The sequence below is a fragment of the Streptomyces apocyni genome, from assembly GCF_009739465.1.
In the GTDB taxonomy this organism is placed as follows: Bacteria; Actinomycetota; Actinomycetes; order Streptomycetales; family Streptomycetaceae; genus Streptomyces; species Streptomyces apocyni.
Genome location: NZ_WHOM01000058.1, coordinates 29358 through 48982, shown reverse-complemented (window position 1 = coordinate 48982; position 19625 = coordinate 29358). Strand labels below are relative to the sequence as shown.

The 19625-nt window shown below is 69.6% G+C and carries 17 protein-coding genes and 1 riboswitch; of the genes, 11 read left to right on the top strand and 6 right to left on the bottom strand.

All coding sequences use genetic code 11. The features are described 5' to 3' along the window. Positions 1 to 114 precede the first annotated feature (114 nt). Positions 115 to 1050: a 1-phosphofructokinase family hexose kinase gene (locus tag GCN81_RS16375; RefSeq protein WP_156725367.1), complete on the top strand. Its 936-nt coding sequence runs from the start codon at positions 115 to 117 to the stop codon at positions 1048 to 1050. A gap of 36 nt (positions 1051 to 1086) precedes the next feature. On the opposite strand, the gene GCN81_RS16370 is transcribed toward GCN81_RS16375, so the two are convergent. Next, positions 1087 to 2106: a carbohydrate-binding protein gene (locus GCN81_RS16370; RefSeq protein ID WP_156725366.1), complete on the bottom strand. Its 1020-nt coding sequence runs from the start codon at positions 2104 to 2106 to the stop codon at positions 1087 to 1089. Positions 2107 to 2203: 97 nt separating this feature from the next. After that, positions 2204 to 3949, bottom strand: coding sequence for a diguanylate cyclase CdgB (cdgB, locus tag GCN81_RS16365; protein ID WP_156725365.1), 1746 nt, complete (start codon positions 3947 to 3949; stop codon positions 2204 to 2206). Between the two features lie 440 nt (positions 3950 to 4389). Between cdgB and GCN81_RS16360 the strand changes: the two genes are divergently transcribed. Continuing rightward, complete coding sequence (locus GCN81_RS16360) at positions 4390 to 4914, top strand: flavin reductase family protein (protein ID WP_156725364.1); 525 nt, start codon at positions 4390 to 4392, stop codon at positions 4912 to 4914. 50 nt (positions 4915 to 4964) lie between these two features. On the opposite strand, the gene arfB is transcribed toward GCN81_RS16360, so the two are convergent. Both arfB and GCN81_RS16350 read right to left on the bottom strand, forming a co-directional pair. Next, positions 4965 to 5390 (bottom strand): alternative ribosome rescue aminoacyl-tRNA hydrolase ArfB, encoded by a 426-nt coding sequence (gene arfB / locus GCN81_RS16355; protein WP_156725363.1) that lies wholly within the window; start codon positions 5388 to 5390, stop codon positions 4965 to 4967. 123 nt (positions 5391 to 5513) lie between these two features. Then, positions 5514 to 6440 (bottom strand): SIS domain-containing protein, encoded by a 927-nt coding sequence (locus tag GCN81_RS16350; protein ID WP_156725362.1) that lies wholly within the window; start codon positions 6438 to 6440, stop codon positions 5514 to 5516. Between the two features lie 219 nt (positions 6441 to 6659). Between GCN81_RS16350 and GCN81_RS16345 the strand changes: the two genes are divergently transcribed. The 3 genes from GCN81_RS16345 to otsB all read left to right on the top strand — a co-directional run bounded on the left by GCN81_RS16345 (position 6660) and on the right by otsB (position 9273). Continuing rightward, positions 6660 to 7922 carry an ABC transporter substrate-binding protein gene (locus GCN81_RS16345; protein ID WP_156725361.1) on the top strand — a complete coding sequence of 421 codons (1263 nt, stop codon included), beginning with the start codon at positions 6660 to 6662 and terminating at the stop codon, positions 7920 to 7922. 74 nt (positions 7923 to 7996) lie between these two features. Next, positions 7997 to 8257: a DUF3263 domain-containing protein gene (locus tag GCN81_RS16340; protein ID WP_156725360.1), complete on the top strand. Its 261-nt coding sequence runs from the start codon at positions 7997 to 7999 to the stop codon at positions 8255 to 8257. Positions 8258 to 8346: 89 nt separating this feature from the next. Further along, a complete protein-coding gene (gene otsB, locus GCN81_RS16335) occupies positions 8347 to 9273 on the top strand; it encodes a trehalose-phosphatase (RefSeq protein ID WP_156725359.1) in 927 nt (308 codons plus the stop codon). A gap of 35 nt (positions 9274 to 9308) precedes the next feature. Here otsB and GCN81_RS16330 read toward each other — a convergent pair whose 3' ends face one another. Both GCN81_RS16330 and GCN81_RS16325 read right to left on the bottom strand, forming a co-directional pair. Then, positions 9309 to 10724: an alpha,alpha-trehalose-phosphate synthase (UDP-forming) gene (locus tag GCN81_RS16330; protein ID WP_156725358.1), complete on the bottom strand. Its 1416-nt coding sequence runs from the start codon at positions 10722 to 10724 to the stop codon at positions 9309 to 9311. Positions 10725 to 10795: 71 nt separating this feature from the next. Further along, a complete protein-coding gene (locus GCN81_RS16325; protein ID WP_156725357.1) occupies positions 10796 to 11743 on the bottom strand; it encodes a glucosyl-3-phosphoglycerate synthase in 948 nt (315 codons plus the stop codon). Positions 11744 to 11860: 117 nt separating this feature from the next. Continuing rightward, a riboswitch (SAM riboswitch) is annotated at positions 11861 to 12005 on the top strand. Positions 12006 to 12022: 17 nt separating this feature from the next. Here GCN81_RS16325 and thrC point away from each other — a divergent pair. The 6 genes from thrC (at position 12023) to GCN81_RS16295 (ending at position 19624) form a co-directional block, all read left to right on the top strand. Further along, positions 12023 to 13339 (top strand): threonine synthase, encoded by a 1317-nt coding sequence (gene thrC / locus GCN81_RS16320; protein WP_156725356.1) that lies wholly within the window; start codon positions 12023 to 12025, stop codon positions 13337 to 13339. Between the two features lie 55 nt (positions 13340 to 13394). Beyond that, a complete protein-coding gene (locus tag GCN81_RS16315) occupies positions 13395 to 13670 on the top strand; it encodes a MoaD/ThiS family protein (protein ID WP_156725355.1) in 276 nt (91 codons plus the stop codon). Between the two features lie 433 nt (positions 13671 to 14103). Next, positions 14104 to 14307: a cold-shock protein gene (locus GCN81_RS16310; protein ID WP_005315736.1), complete on the top strand. Its 204-nt coding sequence runs from the start codon at positions 14104 to 14106 to the stop codon at positions 14305 to 14307. A 314-nt stretch (positions 14308 to 14621) separates the two neighbouring features. After that, entirely contained in the window at positions 14622 to 16247 is a 1626-nt protein-coding gene (groL, locus tag GCN81_RS16305) for a chaperonin GroEL (protein ID WP_156725354.1), read from the top strand. A gap of 249 nt (positions 16248 to 16496) precedes the next feature. Next, positions 16497 to 17951 carry an alanine/glycine:cation symporter family protein gene (locus GCN81_RS16300; protein WP_156725353.1) on the top strand — a complete coding sequence of 485 codons (1455 nt, stop codon included), beginning with the start codon at positions 16497 to 16499 and terminating at the stop codon, positions 17949 to 17951. A gap of 191 nt (positions 17952 to 18142) precedes the next feature. Beyond that, entirely contained in the window at positions 18143 to 19624 is a 1482-nt protein-coding gene (locus tag GCN81_RS16295) for an alanine/glycine:cation symporter family protein (protein ID WP_156725352.1), read from the top strand. The last annotated feature ends 1 nt before the right edge of the window (position 19625 follow it).

Here is a 19625-nt window from a genome sequence, read left to right as displayed (position 1 = left end):
CCTTCTCTTTGGCATGATCAGGTCCCGCACACGCGTTCTCAGCCGTACGTACGTCACGTAGTTCACGTAGTTCACGTAGTTCATGTTCTTCACGTTCTTCCGGGGGTGGCACCCGTGATCCTCACGGTCACACTGAACACCGCCCTCGACGTCACCTACCGGATACCCCGGCTGACCCCGCACACCTCGCACCGCGTCAGCGAGGTCACCGAACGCCCCGGCGGCAAGGGGCTGAACGTCGCACGCGTGCTGGCCACGCTCGGGCACGACGTCACGGTCACCGGGTTCGCGGGCGGCGACACCGGGGCGACCGTACGGCACCTCCTGGCGCAGCACCCCGCACCCGTCACGGACGCGCTGCTCCCCGTATCGGGCGGCGCGACCCGCCGCACCATCGCCGTGGTCGACGCCGCGTCCGGTGACACGACCCAGCTCAACGAACCAGGACCACTGGTCACCCCCGACGAATGGGCCGCCTTCCGCAGAAGCTATACGGAACTGCTCGGCTCCGCCCAGGCCGTGGCGCTGTGCGGCAGCCTGCCGCCCGGTGTTCCGGTCGGGGCGTACGCCCATCTCATCCGCGCCGCACGCGCCGCGCGGGTACCCGTACTGCTCGACACCAGCGGGGAGCCGCTGCGCCGGGGCATCGCCGCACGGCCCGACATCATCAAGCCCAACGTCGCCGAACTGGCCGAACTGACCGGCTCCCAGGAACCGCTGCGCGCAACGCGCGAGGCACGCGGGCGCGGCGCCCATGCCGTGGTCGCCTCGCTCGGCCCCGACGGGCTCCTTGCCGTCACCCCGGAGGGCGGCTGGCGCGCCGCCCCGCCCGCGCCGGTAGCGGGCAACCCGACAGGCGCCGGGGACTCCGTCGTCGCGGGACTGCTGGCCGGTCTCGTCGAGGGCGAGCCGTGGCCCCGCCGACTGGCCCGCGCGGTCGCGCTGTCGGCGGCGACCGTACGGGCGCCGGTGGCGGGGGAGTTCGACAGCGGGGCGTACGAGGGGCTGCTGGACCGGGTCTCGGTAGCCGAGCAGGCGGACGCGGCGTAGCGGGAGCAGTTCCAGTAGCGGGAGCAGTTCCAGGGGCTAGCTGCGCCAGCCTTCCTCAAGCGCCACCTGGTCGAGGTTGACGTCGCAGGAGTTACCGGCCTCGCAGGAGATCTTTATGGTGTTGGTGCCCTTGGTGAGCATGACGTTGGACCAGGTGTGGGTCCAACCCTTCTCCCAGTCGCCGTCCTTGGCCTTGGCGAAGTTCTTCATGTTCAGCGGACGGTCCTGGGCCTTGCCGTTGATCGTGAGCGTGGTGTTGGCGTCCTTGCCCGGCACGCCGTAGTTCACGTTCAGCGTGTACTTGCCGTCCTTCGGGATCTTGTTGACCGTCCAGGTCGCCGATGCCCCGGGGGTGTTGAGCCCCGTCACGTAGGTGCCGCCGGTGGCCTTCGCGCCGTCGATGTCGGAGGCAGTGATGGCGCCGCCGAGCAGGGAGAGGGAGTTCGCGTCGGACTGGGGCAGTTCGACGTCCTCGTCCTCCTTGGGCTCCTCGTCGTCCTTCGACGGGTCGTCGGAGGGCTTCACGTTCTCCGCGGGGGCCTCGGTCTGCTTCTGGTCGCCTTCGTTCGCCTGGTTGTTCTCGTCGCCCGACTTGTCGCTGAGCATCGCGACGCTGATGCCGATGACCACGGCCGCGACCACCGCGAGCGCGCCGATCAGCAGCATCTTGGTGTTGGGGCCCCGGCCGCCGCCCTGGCCGCCCGGTCCGGGGTGGACGGGCTGCTGCGGAGGCGCGACGGGAGGCCCGCCGGGGAACGTCTCGGGTGCCGCGTAGTGCGCCTGGTCGTACGTGAGCGCCTGCTGCGGTGGGATCTGGGCGCCGTAGGCCGGGGCGCCGTAGGCCGGGGCGCCCTGCGCCGGAGGGGCCTGCGGCGGCTGGCCGTACTGCCGCTCGCCGACGGTGCGGACCTGGTGGTGGGAGCGCCCCGAACCCGGGTAGCCGTAGCCACCGCCTCCGCCCGGCGGGGTGGCGCCAGCGGCCTGCCCGTCGGCGTACAGATAGCCGAACGGGTCGTCGTCCTCGGGCTTGCTCGCGCCGTTGTCGCCGGGCGTCATGCCTTCGCTCCTCATACAGGTCGAGTGTCAGGCGAGCCTACCCGCTCCCACCGACACTCCACGGGGCTCTTCCCGGCACAACTCCGTTGACCTGCGGCTATCCCGCTCGCCTGTGGTGCTTCGCACGAGATCGTTTCTCGATGTACATACGTTGGTCGGCGGATTGCAACACTTCCTCCGCCGTCATGCCGCAGTGTGCCCACCCGATGCCGAAGCTGGCCCCGACCCGCACCGCTCTGCCATCGACGCGGATCGGCGGAATGATCGCGTTCCTCAGCCGTACGGCCAGGTCCTGGGCGTCCGCCCGGCCGAGCCCGTCGGCCAGGACCACGAACTCGTCGCCGCCGAGCCTGGCGACCGTATCGCCGTCCCTGACCACCTGGGTCAGTCGGCGTGCGACCTCGATGAGCACGGCGTCGCCCGTGTGGTGCCCGAAGCGGTCGTTGATCGACTTGAAGCCGTCGAGGTCGCAGAAGAGTACGGCCAGCCCTTTGGCGCCGTCGTCGGTGTCCCCCTCCGGCGCGACGGCGTGTACGTGGTGGTCGAACACCTCGTGGTACGGGTCCGGGCCGGAGCCGTAACCGAGGGGCACCGGCTCGCCGCCGAACGCGTGGCTGGCCGTGTCATAGCTGTGGCTGTGGCCGTGCTGGCCGCCTGTGTCGTAGGTGGATTCGTAGGCGGCGCTGTTGCCGTACGGCGTGGGGGCGCCGCCGTACGCCGCGTCCAGCGTGTCCACCGCGCTGGGCTGCACGGACTGCGGGCGGCGGCAGAGGCGGGCGGCGAGCCGGGCGCGGAGTTCGGCGGAGTTCGGCAGCCCGGTGAGTGAGTCGTGTGAGGCCCGGTGCGCGAGCTGCAACTCGCGGCGCTTGCGCTCTTCTATGTCCTCGACGTGGGTGAGCAGGAAGCGCGGCCCGTCGGCGGCGTCCGCGACGACGGAGTTGCGCATCGACACCCAGAGGTACGTGCCGTCCCGCCGCCCGAGCCTGAGCTCGGCCCGTCCGCCTTCGGCGGACGTACGCAGCAGGGTGCCTATGTCCTCGGGGTGCACGAGGTCGGAGAAGGAGTAGCGGCGCATCGCGGACGCGGGGCGGCCGAGCAGGCGGCACAGGGCGTCGTTGGTGCGCAGGATGCGGCCGTGCTGGTCGCCGCCCATCTCGGCGATGGCCATCCCGGACGGGGCGTACTCGAAGGCCTGCCGGAAGGATTCCTCGCTCGCCCGCAGCGCCTGCTGTTCCCGTTCGAGTCTGACCAACGCGCGTTGCATGTTTGCCCGCAAGCGAGCGTTACTGATTGCAATGGCGGCCTGGAACGCGTACATCTGGAGCGCCTCGCGCCCCCAGGCGCCCGGCAGCCGCCCGTTACGCGGCCGGTCGACGGCTATGACGCCGAGAAGCTCGCCGCCGGCCGAGCTCGCCGCGTACATCGGCGCGAACAGACGGTCCGACGGATGCCACTCGTCCGCGAAGCGCGGCTCGGGTCCCTCCGTGTACCACTGCGGTACGTCGTCGTCGTCGAGCACCCAGCCCTCGGTGTGCGGAATGAAGCGGAGGTCGCCCCAGGCCTCGCCCATGCCGAGACGGCGTTCCCAGGAGGCGCGGGAGCCCACCCGGCCGGTGATGAGCGCTTCGGCAGCGGTGTTACCTGCGAAGGCGGCGACGACGAGATCGCCGTCGGGGCGTACGAGGTTGACACACGCCAGCTCATAGCCGAGGCCGTTCACGATGCCGTCAGCGACGGTCTGCAGCGTGTCTGCCAGGCTTCGTGCCGTGTTCAGGTCGGCGACTACCTGGTGCAGCTGCCGCAGGGTCGCAAGACGGACGTAGGGCTCCGACTCGGTCTCCATGCTTCGCTCTCCCCGAGACCTCGACAGCAACTCCAGGATTCGCAGTGTCCTTAGCGGTTGGTGGCCCTCAGTGGCCTCAGCCACTGAATCACAGCGAGCAGCTCACCCGGTACACAGGGTCAACGAAATATGAGTCCTGTGACTCAAGTCACAGTGAGGGGTGAAGGGGTGGCGAGTGAGCACAGGGTGCCTCTGTACGTTTTCTGAACGCAAACTCGTTGGTATGTGAAGGCGGTATGCGCGGGTTGGGCGCGGGTTGGCCTGGCTTGGTGCGTGACCTGACGCGCCGCGCGCTCGGACCGTGGTCCTAGGTCCGGGCTCCGCCCAGGGCCCGATGTGTCGCCGGGCCCGGCCCGGTTAGCGTCAACACCGTGCTGAAGACTCCCGCCGTCCCACGCGTCCCCCACCCCTCCGAGCACCCGGCTGTGCATCCTGATGGGGTGAGTAACGACGACTTCCGTGCCGCCATGTCCCGGTTGGCCGCAGGCGTGGTGCTGGTGACCGCGCGCGAGCCCGAGCTTGCCGACGGCGGGCCCGCGGGGGAGGACGTGGGGATGACGGCGACGGCCTTCATGTCGGTCTCGCTCGACCCGCCGCTGGTCATGGTCAGCCTGCGCGAGGGCTCCCGGATGGACGACCTGCTCGCCGAGCAGCCGCTGTGGGCGGTGTCGGTGCTCGGCGAGAACCAGCGGCAGATCGCGGGGCGCTTCGCGATGAAGGGCCGGATCAGCGACCGGTTGCTCTTCGCGGACATCCCGTCCGTACGGGGGGAGCTGTCCGGGGCGCTGCTGGTGGGCGGCGCGCTGGCGACCCTGGAGTGCCGTACGGAGCAGAGTGTGCGGGCGGGGGACCACACGCTGGTGATCGGGCGCGTGCTGAGCGCCTCGGTGCCGAGCGCTTCGGCGCCGGACGCGGACGGCGGGCCGCTGATGTACTTCCGGGGCCGCTACCGACAGTTGGGCTGACCAGGCTTCACCGACCACCAGCTAGGTGAGCGGTTACGGCACCGGCGACTTCACCAATCCCGCCCGGACCGGCCCCGCTTGGTCTCGCCGCGGGCCTTCTTCTGGCGCAGCCGCCGCTCGTTGATGCCCCGGGGGATCTTCGTCGCACGCCGCGGCTTGGGTGGTGGCGCGGTCGACTCGGCCAGCAGCGCGGCGAGCCGGGTGGCCGCCATCTCGCGGTTGCGCCACTGTGAGCGGTGCTCCGAGGCGCGTACCGCGATCACTCCGTCGACCAGCCGGGGCGCGAGCCGCTCCAGGGCGCGCTGCTTCCAGACCTCCGGCAGCGACGCCGTACTCCCCAGGTCGAAGCGGAGCTCCACCTGCGAGTCGCTGGTGTTCACATGCTGCCCGCCCGGCCCGGACGACCTGGAGAAACGCCAGCTGAGCTCGGCCTCCGGCAGGGAGACCGAGCCACGGATGACGTAGGGACCAGGCATACGGACTCCCCTCTGCGCCTAAACCGGCGCCGCTCTCGCGGACGTGGCTGATCGCCGCTGTGGTTACTCAATTAATGGTTGCGGTTGTCATGAGGTCATCAAGGCTAGCCTGCACAGCTGCGCTCAGCTGAGAATTACGCTGCGGGACAGGTTCCGGGGGCGGTCCGGGTCGTAGCCCTTCGCCTCCGCCAGGGCCACCGCGAGGCGCTGCGCGCGGATCAGGTCGGCCAGCGGGTCCGCGTCCTGGCGGGCGACCAGATGGCCGCCGACCCGGTCCACGTCACCGGCCAGCCCCTCCGGCAGCGTGCCGAACATCCACGCCACCCGGCCGGGCCCGGTGATGGAGATCGGGCCGTGCCGGTACTCCATCGCGGGATACGCCTCGGTCCAGGCCCCGGCCGCCTCGCGCATCTTCAGGCCAGCCTCCAGCGCCAGCCCGTACGTCCAGCCGCGGCCCAGGAACGTCCACTGCTCGGCGCCGAGCACCACCTCGGGCAGTGGCTCCGTCACCGCGAGCTCCGCGTCGACCGCGGCCTGGGCGAGCGGCTTCACGCCCGGTACGCCGCCCCCGTTCCCGCCCCCGTTCCCGCCCCCGTCCCCGAGCCCGGCCCGCAGGAAGGCCAGCGCGGTGGTCGCGAAGCGGGTCTGCACGACCGACTCCTCGTCCGCGAAGTCGAGCACCGCCACCGCGTCCGCCGCGTCCCGTACCGGCGTCTTCGGGTCGGCGGTCAGCGCCACCGTCGCGGTGGTGCCGCGCAGTTCGCCGAGCAGGGACAGCACCTCCGTCGTCGTACCGGAGCGGGTGATCGCCACCACCCGGTCGTACGGGCGGCCCACCGGGAACTCCGACGCCGCGAACGCGTCCGTCTCGCCCTGCCCCGAGGCCTCACGCAGCGCGGCGTACGCGAGCGCCATGAACCAGGACGTGCCGCACCCGGTGACGGCGACCCGCTCGCCCGGCCGCGGCAGCCCGTCGAACGCGGCGGCGGCCTTGGCCGCTCGGCGCCAGCAGTCGGGCTGGGTGGCTATCTCTGCTGCGGTACGGGACATGCGCTGCGGCTCCTCGAACGGGCGGTGCGGCGGGATCAGTCGTGCGTAGCAGCCATAGCAGCACTGGCGGGCGGCGGGCGACGGGCGACGAGGCCTGTTGCTGAAGCGATATGTGAGTGGTGTAGACCTCACCGGTGAACAAGAGGCAAACTCCCAGTTCATACAATCAGGACGTCACGGGGGGACAGACCGGACGCGAACACGAGAGTTGGGAACACTGTGCAGCGGCGCACAACAGGGCTGATAGCGGCGGCGGCCGCACTGGGCATGACGGCCACACTGGCCGGCTGCGGCAGTAACGGCTCGGATCAGGTGACCCTCCGACTCGTGGCCGCCGACTACGGCGACAGCGCGGAGAACAGCTCCAAGAACTACTGGGGCGACCTGGTCAAGGAGTTCGAGAGCGAGAGCCCCGGGATCAAGGTCGAGGTCACGGTGCTGCCCTGGACCGACGTCGACGCCAAGGTCACCGAGATGGCCGACAAGGGTGAGGCCCCCGACCTGGCACAGATCGGCGCCTACGCCGACCACGCCGCCAAGGACCGCCTCTACAGTGCCGACGACGTGCTCTCCATCGCCACGCAGGCCGACTTCCTCCCCTCGCTCACCCGGGCGGGCGAGGTCAAGCGCGTCCAGTACGGCATCCCGTTCGCTTCGTCGACCCGGCTGCTCTTCTACAACAAGAAGCTCTTCAAGGCCGCGGATGTCGAGCCGCCCAAGACCTGGGACGAGCTGGCCACCGCCGCCCAGGCCCTGAAGACCGCCGGCGTGAAGACGCCGTTCGCGCTGCCGCTCGGTCCGGAGGAGGCGCAGGCCGAGACCATGCAGTGGCTGCTCAGCGGCGGCGACGGCTACACCGACCACGTCGGTACGTACACCCTGGACTCCACGCAGAACATCAACACGTTCACGTGGCTGAAGAACGAGCTGGTCGGCAAGGACCTGACGGGCCCGGTGGCCCCCAGGAAGCTCAACCGGCAGGCGGCCTTCGACGCCTTCTCCAACGGCGAGGTCGGCATGCTCAACGGCCACCCCACGCTGATGAAGCAGGCCGAGACGAAGGGCATCGAGTACGGCATGGTGCCGCTGCCCGGTGTCAACGGCAAGGCCAAGGCCACCATGGGCGTCGCCGACTGGATGATGGCCTTCAAGGAGAACGGCCACCGCGACGAGATCGGCACGTTCCTCGACTTCGTCTACAGCGAGAAGAACGCCCTGGACTTCTCCCGCCGCTACGACATCCTGCCGGTCACCAACTCCGCGTCCGAGACGCTGGCCGCCGACTCGAAGCACAAGAACCTGCACGAGTTCCTGGAGGAGCTGCCCAACTCGGAGCTGTACCCGGTGGGCAAGACGTCCTGGGCGAAGGTGAGCGCGGACATCAAGAAGAACATCGGCAAGGCGGTCGAGCGGAGCGGAGACCCGGTCACGATCCTCAAGGCGATGCAGAACGCTGCGGTCGGCGTGGACAGCGCCGGATAGCGGCAGCTCCGGACAGCGGACAGCGGACAGCGTGAGCGTGGGGCACTGTCAGTGGGCGCGGCTACGGTGGAAACATGACTGGGCAGACCGACTCCGGATTCTCCGGACCCCCGGGCCTCTCCGAGCGTGACCTGGCCGTGCTCGCGGTGGAGCGGCAGAGCTGGCCGGGGGCCGGGGCCAAGGAGCGCGCCATCAGGGAGCGGCTCGGCATCTCGCCGACCCGCTACTACCAGCTGCTCGGCGCCCTCATAGATGACCCGCGCGCCCAGGCCCACGACGCGGTGACGGTCAACCGGCTCCGCCGCCTCCGCGACGCGCGCCGGGCCCGGCGCTGACAGCCTGGGGTGGACCTGGGGTGGGAGCTGGCTTCGCGATGCGTCCGTACGCCGGGCGCGCGCCCGCCATCGCTGGATAGGGTCGGGGGATGGGCAGCCAACCGCACTCCCCTTCATCCTCTTCTCCGTCCTCTTCAGCCGATACGGCCCGTACGTCCGACCGCGAGCCCGACCTGCCGACGCCCACGACCGCTGCTGGCTCCGAGGGGCTCGCCGCACTCCTCGACCGGCCCCGGCGTGCGGTCGTGGCCCTGGACTTCGACGGCACCCTCGCCGAGATCGTGCCCGACCCGGAGCAGGCGCGGGCCCACCCGGACGCCGTCCCGGCCCTGGCCGCGCTGGCGCCGAAGGTCGGCTCGGTCGCGGTGGTGACCGGGCGTCCGGCCGGGGTCGCCGTACGGTACGGCGGCTTCGCCGGGGTGCCGGGGCTTGAGCACCTGGTGGTGCTCGGACACTACGGCGCCGAGCGCTGGGACCCGGTGTCGGGCCGGGTACAGGCACCCGAGCCGCACCCCGGAGTCGCCGCGGCCCGCGCCGAACTGCCCGGCGTCCTGGACGGGTTGGGAGCCTGGCGCGGCACCTGGATCGAGGAGAAGGGGCGAGCGGTCGCCGTACACACCCGGCGCGCGGAGGACCCGACCGCGGCTTTCGAGGCCCTGCGTGAACCACTCGGCGAACTGGCCGCCCGGCACGGGCTGATCGTCGAACCAGGGCGTATGGTCCTGGAGCTCCGGCCGCCCGGCGTCGACAAGGGCGCCGCGCTCACCGAGTACCTCCGCGAGGTGTCCGCGGAGGCAGTCCTGTACGCCGGGGACGACCTCGGCGATCTGCCCGCGTTCGCGGCGGTCGAGAAGCTGCGGCGGGAGGGGGTGGCGGGGCTGCTCGTGTGCAGCGGCAGCCAGGAGGTCCCGGAGCTGGCCGACCGGGCCGACCTGGTGGTCAACGGCCCGTCGGGGGTGGTGGCGCTGCTGGCGGCGCTGGCGGCTCGGGTCAATTCCAGCCCGTCCGGCGCTTGAGGACATCTCACCCCAGCCCCCTCACCCCAGCCCCCTCACCGCCGCAGCGCCTCAAGCTGCTCCAGGAACCACCGCCCCGGCGGCAGCGAAGTCGCCGCCACCGCAAGCCGCTTCGTGCGCTCCGCGCGCTCGTCGACCGGCATCGTCAGCGCCGTGTGCAGCGCGGCGGCCGTGGCCGTCACGTCGTACGGGTTCACCACCAGCGCGTCATCGCCGAGTTCCTCGTACGCGCCCGCCTCGCGGGACAGCACCAGCGCGCAGCCCTCGTCCGAGACCACCGGCACCTCCTTGGCGACCAGGTTCATCCCGTCCCGGATCGGGTTGACCAGCGCCACGTCGGCCAGCCGGTACGCGGCCAGTGACCGCGCGAAGTCGTCCTTCACATGGAGGATCACCGGAGTCCAATCCGCCGTGCCGTACGCGGCGTTGATCTCCGCGGCGACCCGGGACACCTCCGCCGTGTACGAGCGGTACACCGCCAGGTCCTGGCGGGACGGATAGGCGAAGGCGACATGCGTCACCCGCTCGCGCCACTCGGGATGCTCGTCGAGCAGCAGCCGGTAGGCATGCAGCCCGCGCACGATGTTCTTGGACAGCTCCGTACGGTCCACCCGGACGATCGCCTTGCGGCCCGCGGAGCCCCCCGCGCCGCCCGCTCCGCCGATCTGCTCCCGCAGGTCAGCCAGCCGCTCCTCGACATCGCCCCGCCGCGCCCGCTCCCGCAGAAAGTCCGCGTCCGCGCCCAGGCCGTGCACCCCGATCCGCGTACCGCCCAGCGCGCCCGCCCCGAGCACCCCCTCCGCGCACCCCACGAACGCGTCCGCCCAGCGCCGGGTCAGAAAGCCCAGCCGGTCCGCCCCGAGCATCCCGCGCAGCAGCCGCTCGGCGATGTCGTCGGGCAGCATCCGGAAGTAGTCGAGCGGCGCCCACGGCGTGTGCGAGAAGTGCCCGATCCGCAGATCCGCGCGCAGCGAGCGGAGCATCCCCGGCACCAGGGCCAGGTGGTAGTCCTGGACGAGCACCGCCGCGCCCGGCGCCGCCTCCGCGGCCAGCGCCTCGGCGAAGGCCTCGTTGTACGCCTCGTACGCGGCCCACTGCCGCCGGAACTCCGTACCGAAGGAGGGCTCCAGCGGCGTCTGGTACAGCAGGTGGTGGACGAACCACAGCACCGAGTTGGCGACGCCGTTGTACGCGTCGGCGTGCGTCTCGGCGTCGATCGCGAGCATCCGCACCCCGCGCTCCCCGACCCCGCGCCGCACCGCCTCCCGGTCCCCGTCGCCCAGCGCCGAGCACACCCACAGCGCGTTCACGTCGGGCCCGATCGCGGAGAGCCCGGAGACCAGCCCGCCACCGCCGCGCCTGGCGTCGAGCGTGCCGTCCTCGCGCAGGGCGTACGAGAGCGGACCGCGGTTGGACGCGACGAGGACCTGGGCATGGTGCTCGGAACACATGCGCCGAATCTAGCCCGTTCCGTAATGGTTCAAACGTACGGACGGCCTCCGTGACAGTGACACCGTGACACTCAAGCCACGCGCCGGGACCTGTACTCGACCACGCTCTCCATCGGCGGGCGCTCCTCGGTGTCCACCGCATGGGTCAGCGGCTCGAACCCGTCGGCGCCCCGCTCGAACTGCGTCAGCCGGGGCCGTACGAGATGCCCGCGCGCCAGCCGTAGCTGCGCCGTCCGGTAGATCGCCGCCGCCATCCGGCCCAGCGCCCGCCCGTCCTGGTGCCGATGCTTACGCACCCCGACGTCCACCTGCGCCAGCGCGTCCAGGCCCACCGTGTGCAGCGCGTCCACCAGCAGGCCGAGCTCGACCCCGTACCCGACCGGGAACGGCAGCCGCTCCAGGAGGGAGCGGCGGGCCGCGTACTCGCCGCCCAGCGGCTGGACGAAACCCGCGAGCAGCGGCCAGTGGAGGTTGAGCAGGGGCCGCGCCACCAGCTCCGTCACCCGCCCGCCCTCCCCGGTCTCCTCGCCCAGCGGACGGTCGTACATCCCCTTCACGAACTGCACACCGGGCTCGGTGAGCAGCGGGCCGACGATCCCGCTGACGAAGTCAGCGGAGAACTCCCGCAGGTCAGCGTCGACAAAGCAGACGATGTCGCCGCTGGTCACCAGGAGCGAGCGCCACAGCACCTCGCCCTTGCCCGGCAGCGCGGGTATCCGGGGCAGAATCGTGTCCCGGTGCACCACGCGGGCGCCCGCCGCGGCGGCCACGGCGGCCGTACGGTCACGCGACCCGGAGTCGATCACGACGAGTTCGTCGACGAGCGGGACGGCCCGCGTCATCAGCTCGCGCCGGATCGTGGCGACGATCTCGCCGACCGTCTCCTGTTCGTCCAGCGCGGGCAGTACGACACTCACCCGGCTGCCGTGCCGTACCTTGGCCGCCAGCAGCTCGTCCAGCGTGCGATCGGACACGGACCAGGAACGCCGGGTCAGCCAGCGCTCCACCTCATCGAGCACGTTCGCTCCATCTCGCGGTTCGGACGACAATCTCAACTGTCTGGGCCTTCGGTTACAGTCTTGAACAACGCGGATGACCGTCGCATGTCGGGGGTCGTCCAGCGCACAACTTCATACCGCTCATCCAGAGGGGCAGAGGGATACGGCCCGTTGAAGCCCCGGCAACCCTCCAGTCAGTTCTCGCGCGCCTGAAGCGAGGCTCCTGACTCGGGAAGGTGCCAAGTCCGTCTTACGGCGAAGTGCGTCGTAAGGAAGATGAGGAGAAAGGGCCTCGCCTCCATGGCTGTGCAATCCGTCGAAGCATCCCCCGCTGAGACCACCCACCCCGCCGCGTCCGCCGCGCCGGTCTCACTCGGTCCCGCTGTGGCCCTCTCCTGCCGCGAGTGCGGCGAGCGTTTCGCGCTCGGCCCGATCTTCGCCTGCGAGCTCTGTTTCGGCCCGCTCGAAGTCGCGTACGAGCTCCCCACCGGTGACCCGGAAGCCCTGCGCCAGCAGATCGAGGCGGGGCCGAACAACATCTGGCGGTACGCCCCGCTGCTGCCCGTCCCGGCCGACGTCGCCGACCAGCCGAACCTGAACCCCGGCTTCACCAAGCTGGTCAAGGCCGACAACCTCGCCCGTGAGCTGGGCGTCACCGGCGGCCTGTTCATCAAGGACGACTCCGGCAACCCGACCCACTCCTTCAAGGACCGGGTCGTCGCGATCGCCGTCGAGGCCGCCCGCGCCTTCGGCTTCACCACGCTGTCCTGCTCGTCCACCGGCAACCTCGCGGGCGCCGTCGGCGCCGCCGCCGCCCGCTCCGGCTTCCGCTCCTGCGTGTTCATCCCGCATGACCTGGAGCAGGGCAAGGTCGTCATGGCCGCGGTATACGGCGGTGAGCTGGTCGGCATCGAGGGCAACTACGACGACGTCAACCGCTTCTGCTCCGAGCTCATCGGCGACCCGCTGGGCGAGGGCTGGGGCTTCGTCAACGTGAACCTGCGCCCGTACTACGGCGAGGGCTCCAAGACCCTGGCGTACGAGATCTGCGAGCAGCTCGGGTGGCGGCTGCCCGACCAGATCGTCATCCCGATCGCCTCCGGCTCCCAGCTCACAAAGATCGACAAGGGGCTTCAGGAGCTCATCAAGCTGGGCCTGGTAGAGGACAAGCCGTACAAGATCTTCGGCGCTCAGGCGGAGGGCTGCTCGCCGGTCTCCACGGCCTTCAAGGCCGGGCACGACGTCGTACGGCCGCAGAAGCCGAACACCATCGCCAAGTCCCTGGCGATCGGCAACCCGGCCGACGGACCGTACGTCCTGGACATCGCCCGGCGCACCGGTGGCGCGGTCGAGGACGTCAACGACGAGCAGGTCGTGGACGCGATCAAGCTGCTCGCGCAGACCGAGGGCATCTTCGCGGAGACCGCGGGCGGGGTGACCGTCGGCGTGACGAAGAAGCTGATCGAGTCCGGGGCGCTCGACCCGTCGCTCAGCACGGTCGTCCTGAACACGGGAGACGGCCTCAAGACCCTGGACGCGGTGGCCCCGACGACGGGCCCGACCGCGACGATCCGCCCGAGCCTGGACGCGTTCCGGGACGCTGGTCTGGCCCGCTGAGCGGGCGGCCTGCCGCCCCCGCCTCCGCTTCGAATTCTGAAAGGCTGAACACCCCATGAGCGTCAAGGTCCGCATCCCCACCATTCTCCGTACGTACACGGGCGGCGAGTCCGAGGTCTCGGCCGAGGGCGCGACCCTCTCCGAGGTCATCGCCGACCTGGAGAAGAACCACGCCGGCATCAGCGCCCGCGTCCTGGACGACACGGGCAAGCTGCGCCGCTTCGTGAACGTCTACGTGAACGACGACGACGTGCGCTTTGAGCAGGGCCTGGAGACGGCGACGCCGGACGGCGCGGGCGTCTCGATCATTCCGGCCGTCGCGGGCGGCTGACGGCCGCCCAGAGCGCCCCTCACTCCTTCATCACCCCCTCCGCTGTGAGTGAAAAGCGGAGGGGGTGATTCTGGATGGTTGAGCGCGATAGAGTTGGGAATACTGCTCCGCTTTGCGCGAGGAGTGTGCCGAGAGCATATGAGAAGTGCCCGCACCTCCCACAAGAAGTAGCCAATGTGACGTAGCCATTTGCACCTTGCGTTCCTTTTGCCGGGCCCGACTTGCCCTGACTTTTTCGAATCCTCCAGATATTTCCGATCAGGCGTGCCCAGATTTCTCGTCTGATTGACCTGTTGCAGAGGGCAGTTGGGCAGATACATTCAGCCGCGGTCGACGCGTTCCGGCGCACACCCCCACCTGTTTGGGGAGTGAGGTCTGACCCGGATTCGCGAAGTGCGGATCCGCGCAAGGGCCAGTAATAGGGGAGTTAGGCATGGCTCAGGGCACCGTCAAGTGGTTCAACGCGGAGAAGGGGTACGGCTTCATCGCGGTCGACGGTGGTGCGGATGTTTTCGTCCACTACAGCGCGATCCAGATGGACGGTTACCGCACCCTGGAAGAGGGTCAGCGAGTCGAATTCGAGATCTCGCAGGGCCAGAAGGGTCCGCAGGCGGACATGGTCAAGCTCGCCGTCTGATCTCGGCGCGATCGACCACCGACGCACGCACATAGGAGAGGTCCGCACCCCGTACAGGGGTGCGGACCTCTCGCGCGCGTGGGGGCAGGGTCGTGGGGGCGCGTGGGCCCGGGATCTGCCGTAGCCGCTTGCACTCGCAGGGGGCGAGTGCTAATGATTGGCGTTAGCACTCTCCCAGTGAGAGTGACAGAAGGACTGGGTCGGCGAGGCCCGCAGGCCAGGTGGGGCAAGGAACCACACAGGCAGGCAGGCCGTCCGTCGCGGGCGCCACACAGTCCGTCGCTATCCACCCCAGTCCGGGAGGACCACTTCACATGGCCAAGATCATCGCGTTCGACGAGGAGGCACGGCGCGGTCTCGAGCGCGGGATGAACCAGCTCGCCGACGCCGTCAAGGTCACCCTCGGCCCCAAGGGCCGTAACGTCGTCCTCGAGAAGAAGTGGGGCGCCCCCACGATCACCAACGATGGTGTTTCCATCGCCAAGGAGATCGAGCTCGAGGACCCGTACGAGAAGATCGGCGCCGAGCTGGTCAAGGAGGTCGCGAAGAAGACGGACGACGTCGCCGGTGACGGCACGACGACCGCGACCGTCCTGGCCCAGGCCCTCGTCAAGGAAGGCCTGCGCAACGTCGCCGCGGGCGCCAACCCGATGGCCCTCAAGCGTGGCATCGAGAAGGCCGTCGAGGCTGTCTCGGGCGCCCTGCTCGAGCAGGCCAAGGACGTGGAGACCAAGGAGCAGATCGCTTCGACCGCCTCCATCTCCGCCGCTGACACCCAGATCGGCGAGCTCATCGCCGAGGCCATGGACAAGGTCGGCAAGGAAGGCGTCATCACCGTCGAGGAGTCCCAGACCTTCGGTCTGGAGCTTGAGCTCACCGAGGGTATGCGCTTCGACAAGGGCTACATCTCGGCGTACTTCGCCACCGACATGGAGCGTATGGAGGCCGTCCTCGACGACCCGTACATCCTGATCGCCAACTCCAAGATCGGCAACGTGAAGGACCTCCTTCCGCTGCTCGAGAAGGTCATGCAGTCCGGCAAGGCGCTGCTGATCATCGCCGAGGACCTTGAGGGCGAGGCCCTGTCGACCCTGGTCGTCAACAAGATCCGTGGCACCTTCAAGTCCGTCGCCGTCAAGGCCCCGGGCTTCGGCGACCGCCGCAAGGCGATGCTGAACGACATCGCCATCCTCACCGGTGGCGAGGTCATCTCCGAAGAGGTCGGCCTCAAGCTGGAGAACGCCACCATCGACCTGCTGGGCCGTGCCCGCAAGGTCGTCATCACCAAGGACGAGACCACCATCGTCGACGGTGCCGGTGACAGCGAGCAGGTCAACGGCCGGGTCAACCAGATCCGCGCCGAGATCGAGAACAGCGACTCGGACTACGACCGCGAGAAGCTCCAGGAGCGCCTGGCCAAGCTCGCCGGTGGCGTCGCCGTCATCAAGGCGGGCGCGGCCACCGAGGTCGAGCTCAAGGAGCGCAAGCACCGCATCGAGGACGCCGTTCGCAACGCGAAGGCGGCCGTCGAGGAGGGCATCGTCGCCGGCGGTGGCGTGGCCCTGCTGCAGGCCTCCTCGGTCTTCGAGAAGCTGGAGCTCGAGGGTGACGAGGCGACCGGCGCCAACGCCGTGAAGCTCGCCCTGGAGGCCCCGCTCAAGCAGATCGCCGTCAACGGCGGCCTTGAGGGCGGCGTCGTCGTGGAGAAGGTGCGCAACCTGGCCGTCGGCCACGGTCTGAACGCCGCCACCGGCGACTACGTCGACATGATCGCCGAAGGCATCATCGACCCGGCGAAGGTGACCCGCTCTGCCCTGCAGAACGCCGCCTCCATCGCCGCGCTCTTCCTCACCACCGAGGCCGTCATCGCCGACAAGCCGGAGAAGGCCGCCGCTGGCGGCGCTCCGGGCGGCATGCCGGGCGGTGACATGGACTTCTGATCCCTTCGTGGATCGGTAGTTCCGAGCTGTCCGCAGCTCAACGCCGAGGGCGGCACTCCCTGTTCAGGGGGTGCCGCCCTCGGGCGTTGTGTGGGCGTTCGGTGGGCGTTCTGTGGCGTTTCTCTCGGATGCGGTCAGAGATGAGTCTGTGGCAGTTGGGGTAGGGCGTACCGGGCTAAGGTCCCCATACGGGGTCTTTACCCCACTCGATCTCCGCCCTCCGCACTGACCAGCACTTCGAGGACGTACGTGAACACGCTCGACTCCGTGATCGTGAACATCAACGATTACTTCTGGACGTATCTGCTTATCCCCCTCGTGGTCGGCGCGGGGCTGTACTTCACCCTCCGCTCCAGGGGTGCGCAGTTCCGGCTCTTCCCCGAGATGCTGCGGGTGATGCGGGACAAGCCGAGCCCCGGCGCCGACGGGCGCAAGCCGGTCTCGTCCTTCGGCGCCTTCACCATCTCCGCCGCCGCGCGCGTCGGCACCGGCAACATCGCCGGTGTGGCCACCGCCATCACCATGGGCGGGGCCGGGGCCGTCTTCTGGATGTGGGTGATGGCGCTGATCGGCGCCGCGTCGGCGTTCGTCGAGTCGACTCTCGCCCAGCTCTACAAGGTGCGGGACAAGGACGGGTCGTTCCGGGGCGGACCCGCGTACTACATGCGGTACGCGCTGAGGAAGCCCTGGCTGGGCGTGCTGTTCGCGATCACCATCACGGTGACCTTCGGCTTCGTCTTCAACGCCGTGCAGTCCAACACCATCGTCGCGGTGGCGTCCGGGTCGGTGTCGGGCGGTGGCGCGGACTGGTTCCCGGCGGCCGTGGGGCTGGCGCTGGTGCTGCTGCTCGGCGCGGTGATCTTCGGCGGCGTACGGCGTATCGCCACCGTCACCAGCTGGCTGGTGCCGGGCATGGCCGTGCTCTACCTGGTCCTCGGCGCGGTCGTAGTGCTGCTCAACGTGGGTGACCTGCCGCGCGTGCTCGCCGACATCGTGGGCGGGGCCTTCGGAGTGCGGGAGGTCGCGGGTGGTGCCGTGGGCGCGGCGATCCAGCAGGGCATCCGCCGCGGCATGTTCTCCAACGAGGCGGGTCTTGGCTCCGCGCCCAACGCGGGCGCGACCGCCGATGTCTCGCACCCGGTCAAGCAGGGCCTGGTCCAGTCGCTGGGCGTCTTCTTCGACACCATGCTGGTCTGCACGATGACCGCCTTCATCATCCTGACCAGCAACCCGGAGCTGTCCGGCGCGCGGCAGGGCGCCGACCTCACCCAGAACGCCTTCGCCGACACCCTGGGCGGCTGGGCCGGGCATGTGCTGACCCTGGTGGTCTTCCTGCTCTGCTTCAGCACGCTGATCGGGAACTACTACTACGGCGAGTCCAACATCCGCTTCATGAACGGCGGCACGGGCGTGCTGACCGGGTACCGCGGGCTGGTCCTGGTCGTCGTCTTCCTCGGCGCGCTGGGCTCGGTCAGCGTGGTGTGGAACCTGGCCGACGTCTTCATGGGCTTCATGGCGCTGGTCAACCTGGCCGCGATCGTGCCCCTGTCGCTCATCGCCTTCCGGCTGCTCGACGACTACCAGGCGCAGCGCCGGGCGGGCCTGGACCCGGTCTTCACGCGGGACCGTCTCCCCGGCCTGACGGACGTACGGTGCTGGGAGCCGCTGGCGGCCGATGGCGAACCCGCCAAGCAGTCCGTCTGACCTGGGGTGTCTCAACGTGTGAGATAGCGCACCGCTGTGAGGTCTGGGCAGGGACGAAGGTCCCTGCCTAGAGTCCTGTCACTCGTTAGAAGTGGAAGCGCGTCTTCCATGGTCGGCGGCCACCTGCGTACGCGATCCGTACCGTGCCGTCCGAACCGATCCCCCACCCACAGGACCGGGACGCACCTCGCATGAGCACGTTGAACACCTGGATCGTTGACATCAACGATGTCTTCTGGACCTACCTGCTGATCCCCCTGGTGGCCGTGGCAGGCCTCTGGTTCACCCTCCGCTCCAAGGCCGTACAGCTGCGGCTGATCCCGGAGATGTTCCGCGTCGTCAAGGAGAAGCCGAACAGCGGCGGCGTCAGCCCCTTCGGCGCCTTCACGATCTCGGCCGCCGCCCGTATCGGCACCGGCAACATCGCCGGTGTGGCCACCGCCATCACCATGGGCGGCCCCGGCGCGGTCTTCTGGATGTGGATGATGGCGCTCGTCGGCGGCGCCTCGGCGTTCGTCGAGTCCTGCCTCGCGCAGCTCTACAAGTCACGCGGCAAGGAGCCCGGTACGTACCGAGGCGGCCCCGCGTACTACATGGAGCGCGCGCTCGGTAAGCGCTGGCTCGGCGTCCTCTTCGCCGTCCTGATCACCCTGACCTTCGGCTTCGTGCTGACCGCCGTGCAGTCCAACACGATCACGGTTGCCGCTGACGGTTCCTTCGGCGGCGTCGACGCGGCGTGGTTCACCCCGGTCCTCGGCATCATCCTGGCGGTCCTGCTCGGCCTCGCGGTGTTCTTCGGCGTGAAGCGCATCGCCTCGGTCACCCAGGTCCTGATCCCGGTGATGGCAACGGTCTACCTGCTCCTCGGCCTGGTCGTCGTCCTGCTCAACATCACCTCCGTGCCCGGCATGCTCGCCGACATCGTCGGCGGCGCCTTCGGCTTCCGCGAGGTCGCGGGCGGCGCGGTCGGTACGGCGATCCTTCAGGGCGTACGACGCGGCATGTTCTCCAACGAGGCGGGCATGGGCTCCGCCCCGAACGCCTCGGCCGCCGCCGAGACCAGCCACCCCGTCAAGCAGGGCCTCGTCCAGACCCTCGGCGTCTACTTCGACACCCTGGTCATCTGCACCATGACCGCCCTGGTCATCCTCAGCGCCAACCCGACGCTGGGCACGCGCGGCGGTGCGGACGTCACGCAGTCCGCGTTCAACTCCGCGCTCGGCGGCTGGGCCGGACACCTGCTGACGGTCGTGGTCTTCATGGTCGCCTTCAGCTCCATGATCGGTAACTACTACTACGGCGAGTCCAACATCCAGTTCATCACCCGCAGCAAGTCGGTCATGACCGGCTACCGCGGTCTCGTCCTGGCCTGCGCCGTGCTCGGCGCGATGGGCTCGGTCAGCGTGGTCTGGAACCTCGCGGACATCACCATGGGCGCGATGGTCCTGGTCAACCTGATCGCGATCCTCCCGCTCTCGGTGATCGCCTTCCGGCTGTTGGACGACTACATGGCGCAGCGCCGGGCGGGCCTGGACCCGGTGTTCACGCGGGACCGGGTGCCGGGCCTGAAGGGCGTGGAGTGCTGGGAGCCGGAGGATGCGGCGGCTTCTGCTTCCGTTTCTGCTTCCGCCTCCGGCTCGGAGAAGGCGACGGCGGACGTCACCGCCCGCTGAG

Coding starts and splice junctions, on each gene's coding strand:
- GCN81_RS16370 (WP_156725366.1), bottom strand. CDS start 2,106: ATGACGCCCGGCGACAACGGCGCGAGCAAGCCCGAGGACGACGACCCG.
- cdgB (WP_156725365.1), bottom strand. CDS start 3,949: ATGGAGACCGAGTCGGAGCCCTACGTCCGTCTTGCGACCCTGCGGCAG.
- arfB (WP_156725363.1), bottom strand. CDS start 5,390: ATGCCTGGTCCCTACGTCATCCGTGGCTCGGTCTCCCTGCCGGAGGCC.
- GCN81_RS16350 (WP_156725362.1), bottom strand. CDS start 6,440: ATGTCCCGTACCGCAGCAGAGATAGCCACCCAGCCCGACTGCTGGCGC.
- GCN81_RS16340 (WP_156725360.1), top strand. CDS start 7,997: ATGACTGGGCAGACCGACTCCGGATTCTCCGGACCCCCGGGCCTCTCC.
- otsB (WP_156725359.1), top strand. CDS start 8,347: ATGGGCAGCCAACCGCACTCCCCTTCATCCTCTTCTCCGTCCTCTTCA.
- GCN81_RS16330 (WP_156725358.1), bottom strand. CDS start 10,724: ATGTGTTCCGAGCACCATGCCCAGGTCCTCGTCGCGTCCAACCGCGGT.
- thrC (WP_156725356.1), top strand. CDS start 12,023: ATGGCTGTGCAATCCGTCGAAGCATCCCCCGCTGAGACCACCCACCCC.
- GCN81_RS16315 (WP_156725355.1), top strand. CDS start 13,395: ATGAGCGTCAAGGTCCGCATCCCCACCATTCTCCGTACGTACACGGGC.
- GCN81_RS16310 (WP_005315736.1), top strand. CDS start 14,104: ATGGCTCAGGGCACCGTCAAGTGGTTCAACGCGGAGAAGGGGTACGGC.
- groL (WP_156725354.1), top strand. CDS start 14,622: ATGGCCAAGATCATCGCGTTCGACGAGGAGGCACGGCGCGGTCTCGAG.
- GCN81_RS16295 (WP_156725352.1), top strand. CDS start 18,143: ATGAGCACGTTGAACACCTGGATCGTTGACATCAACGATGTCTTCTGG.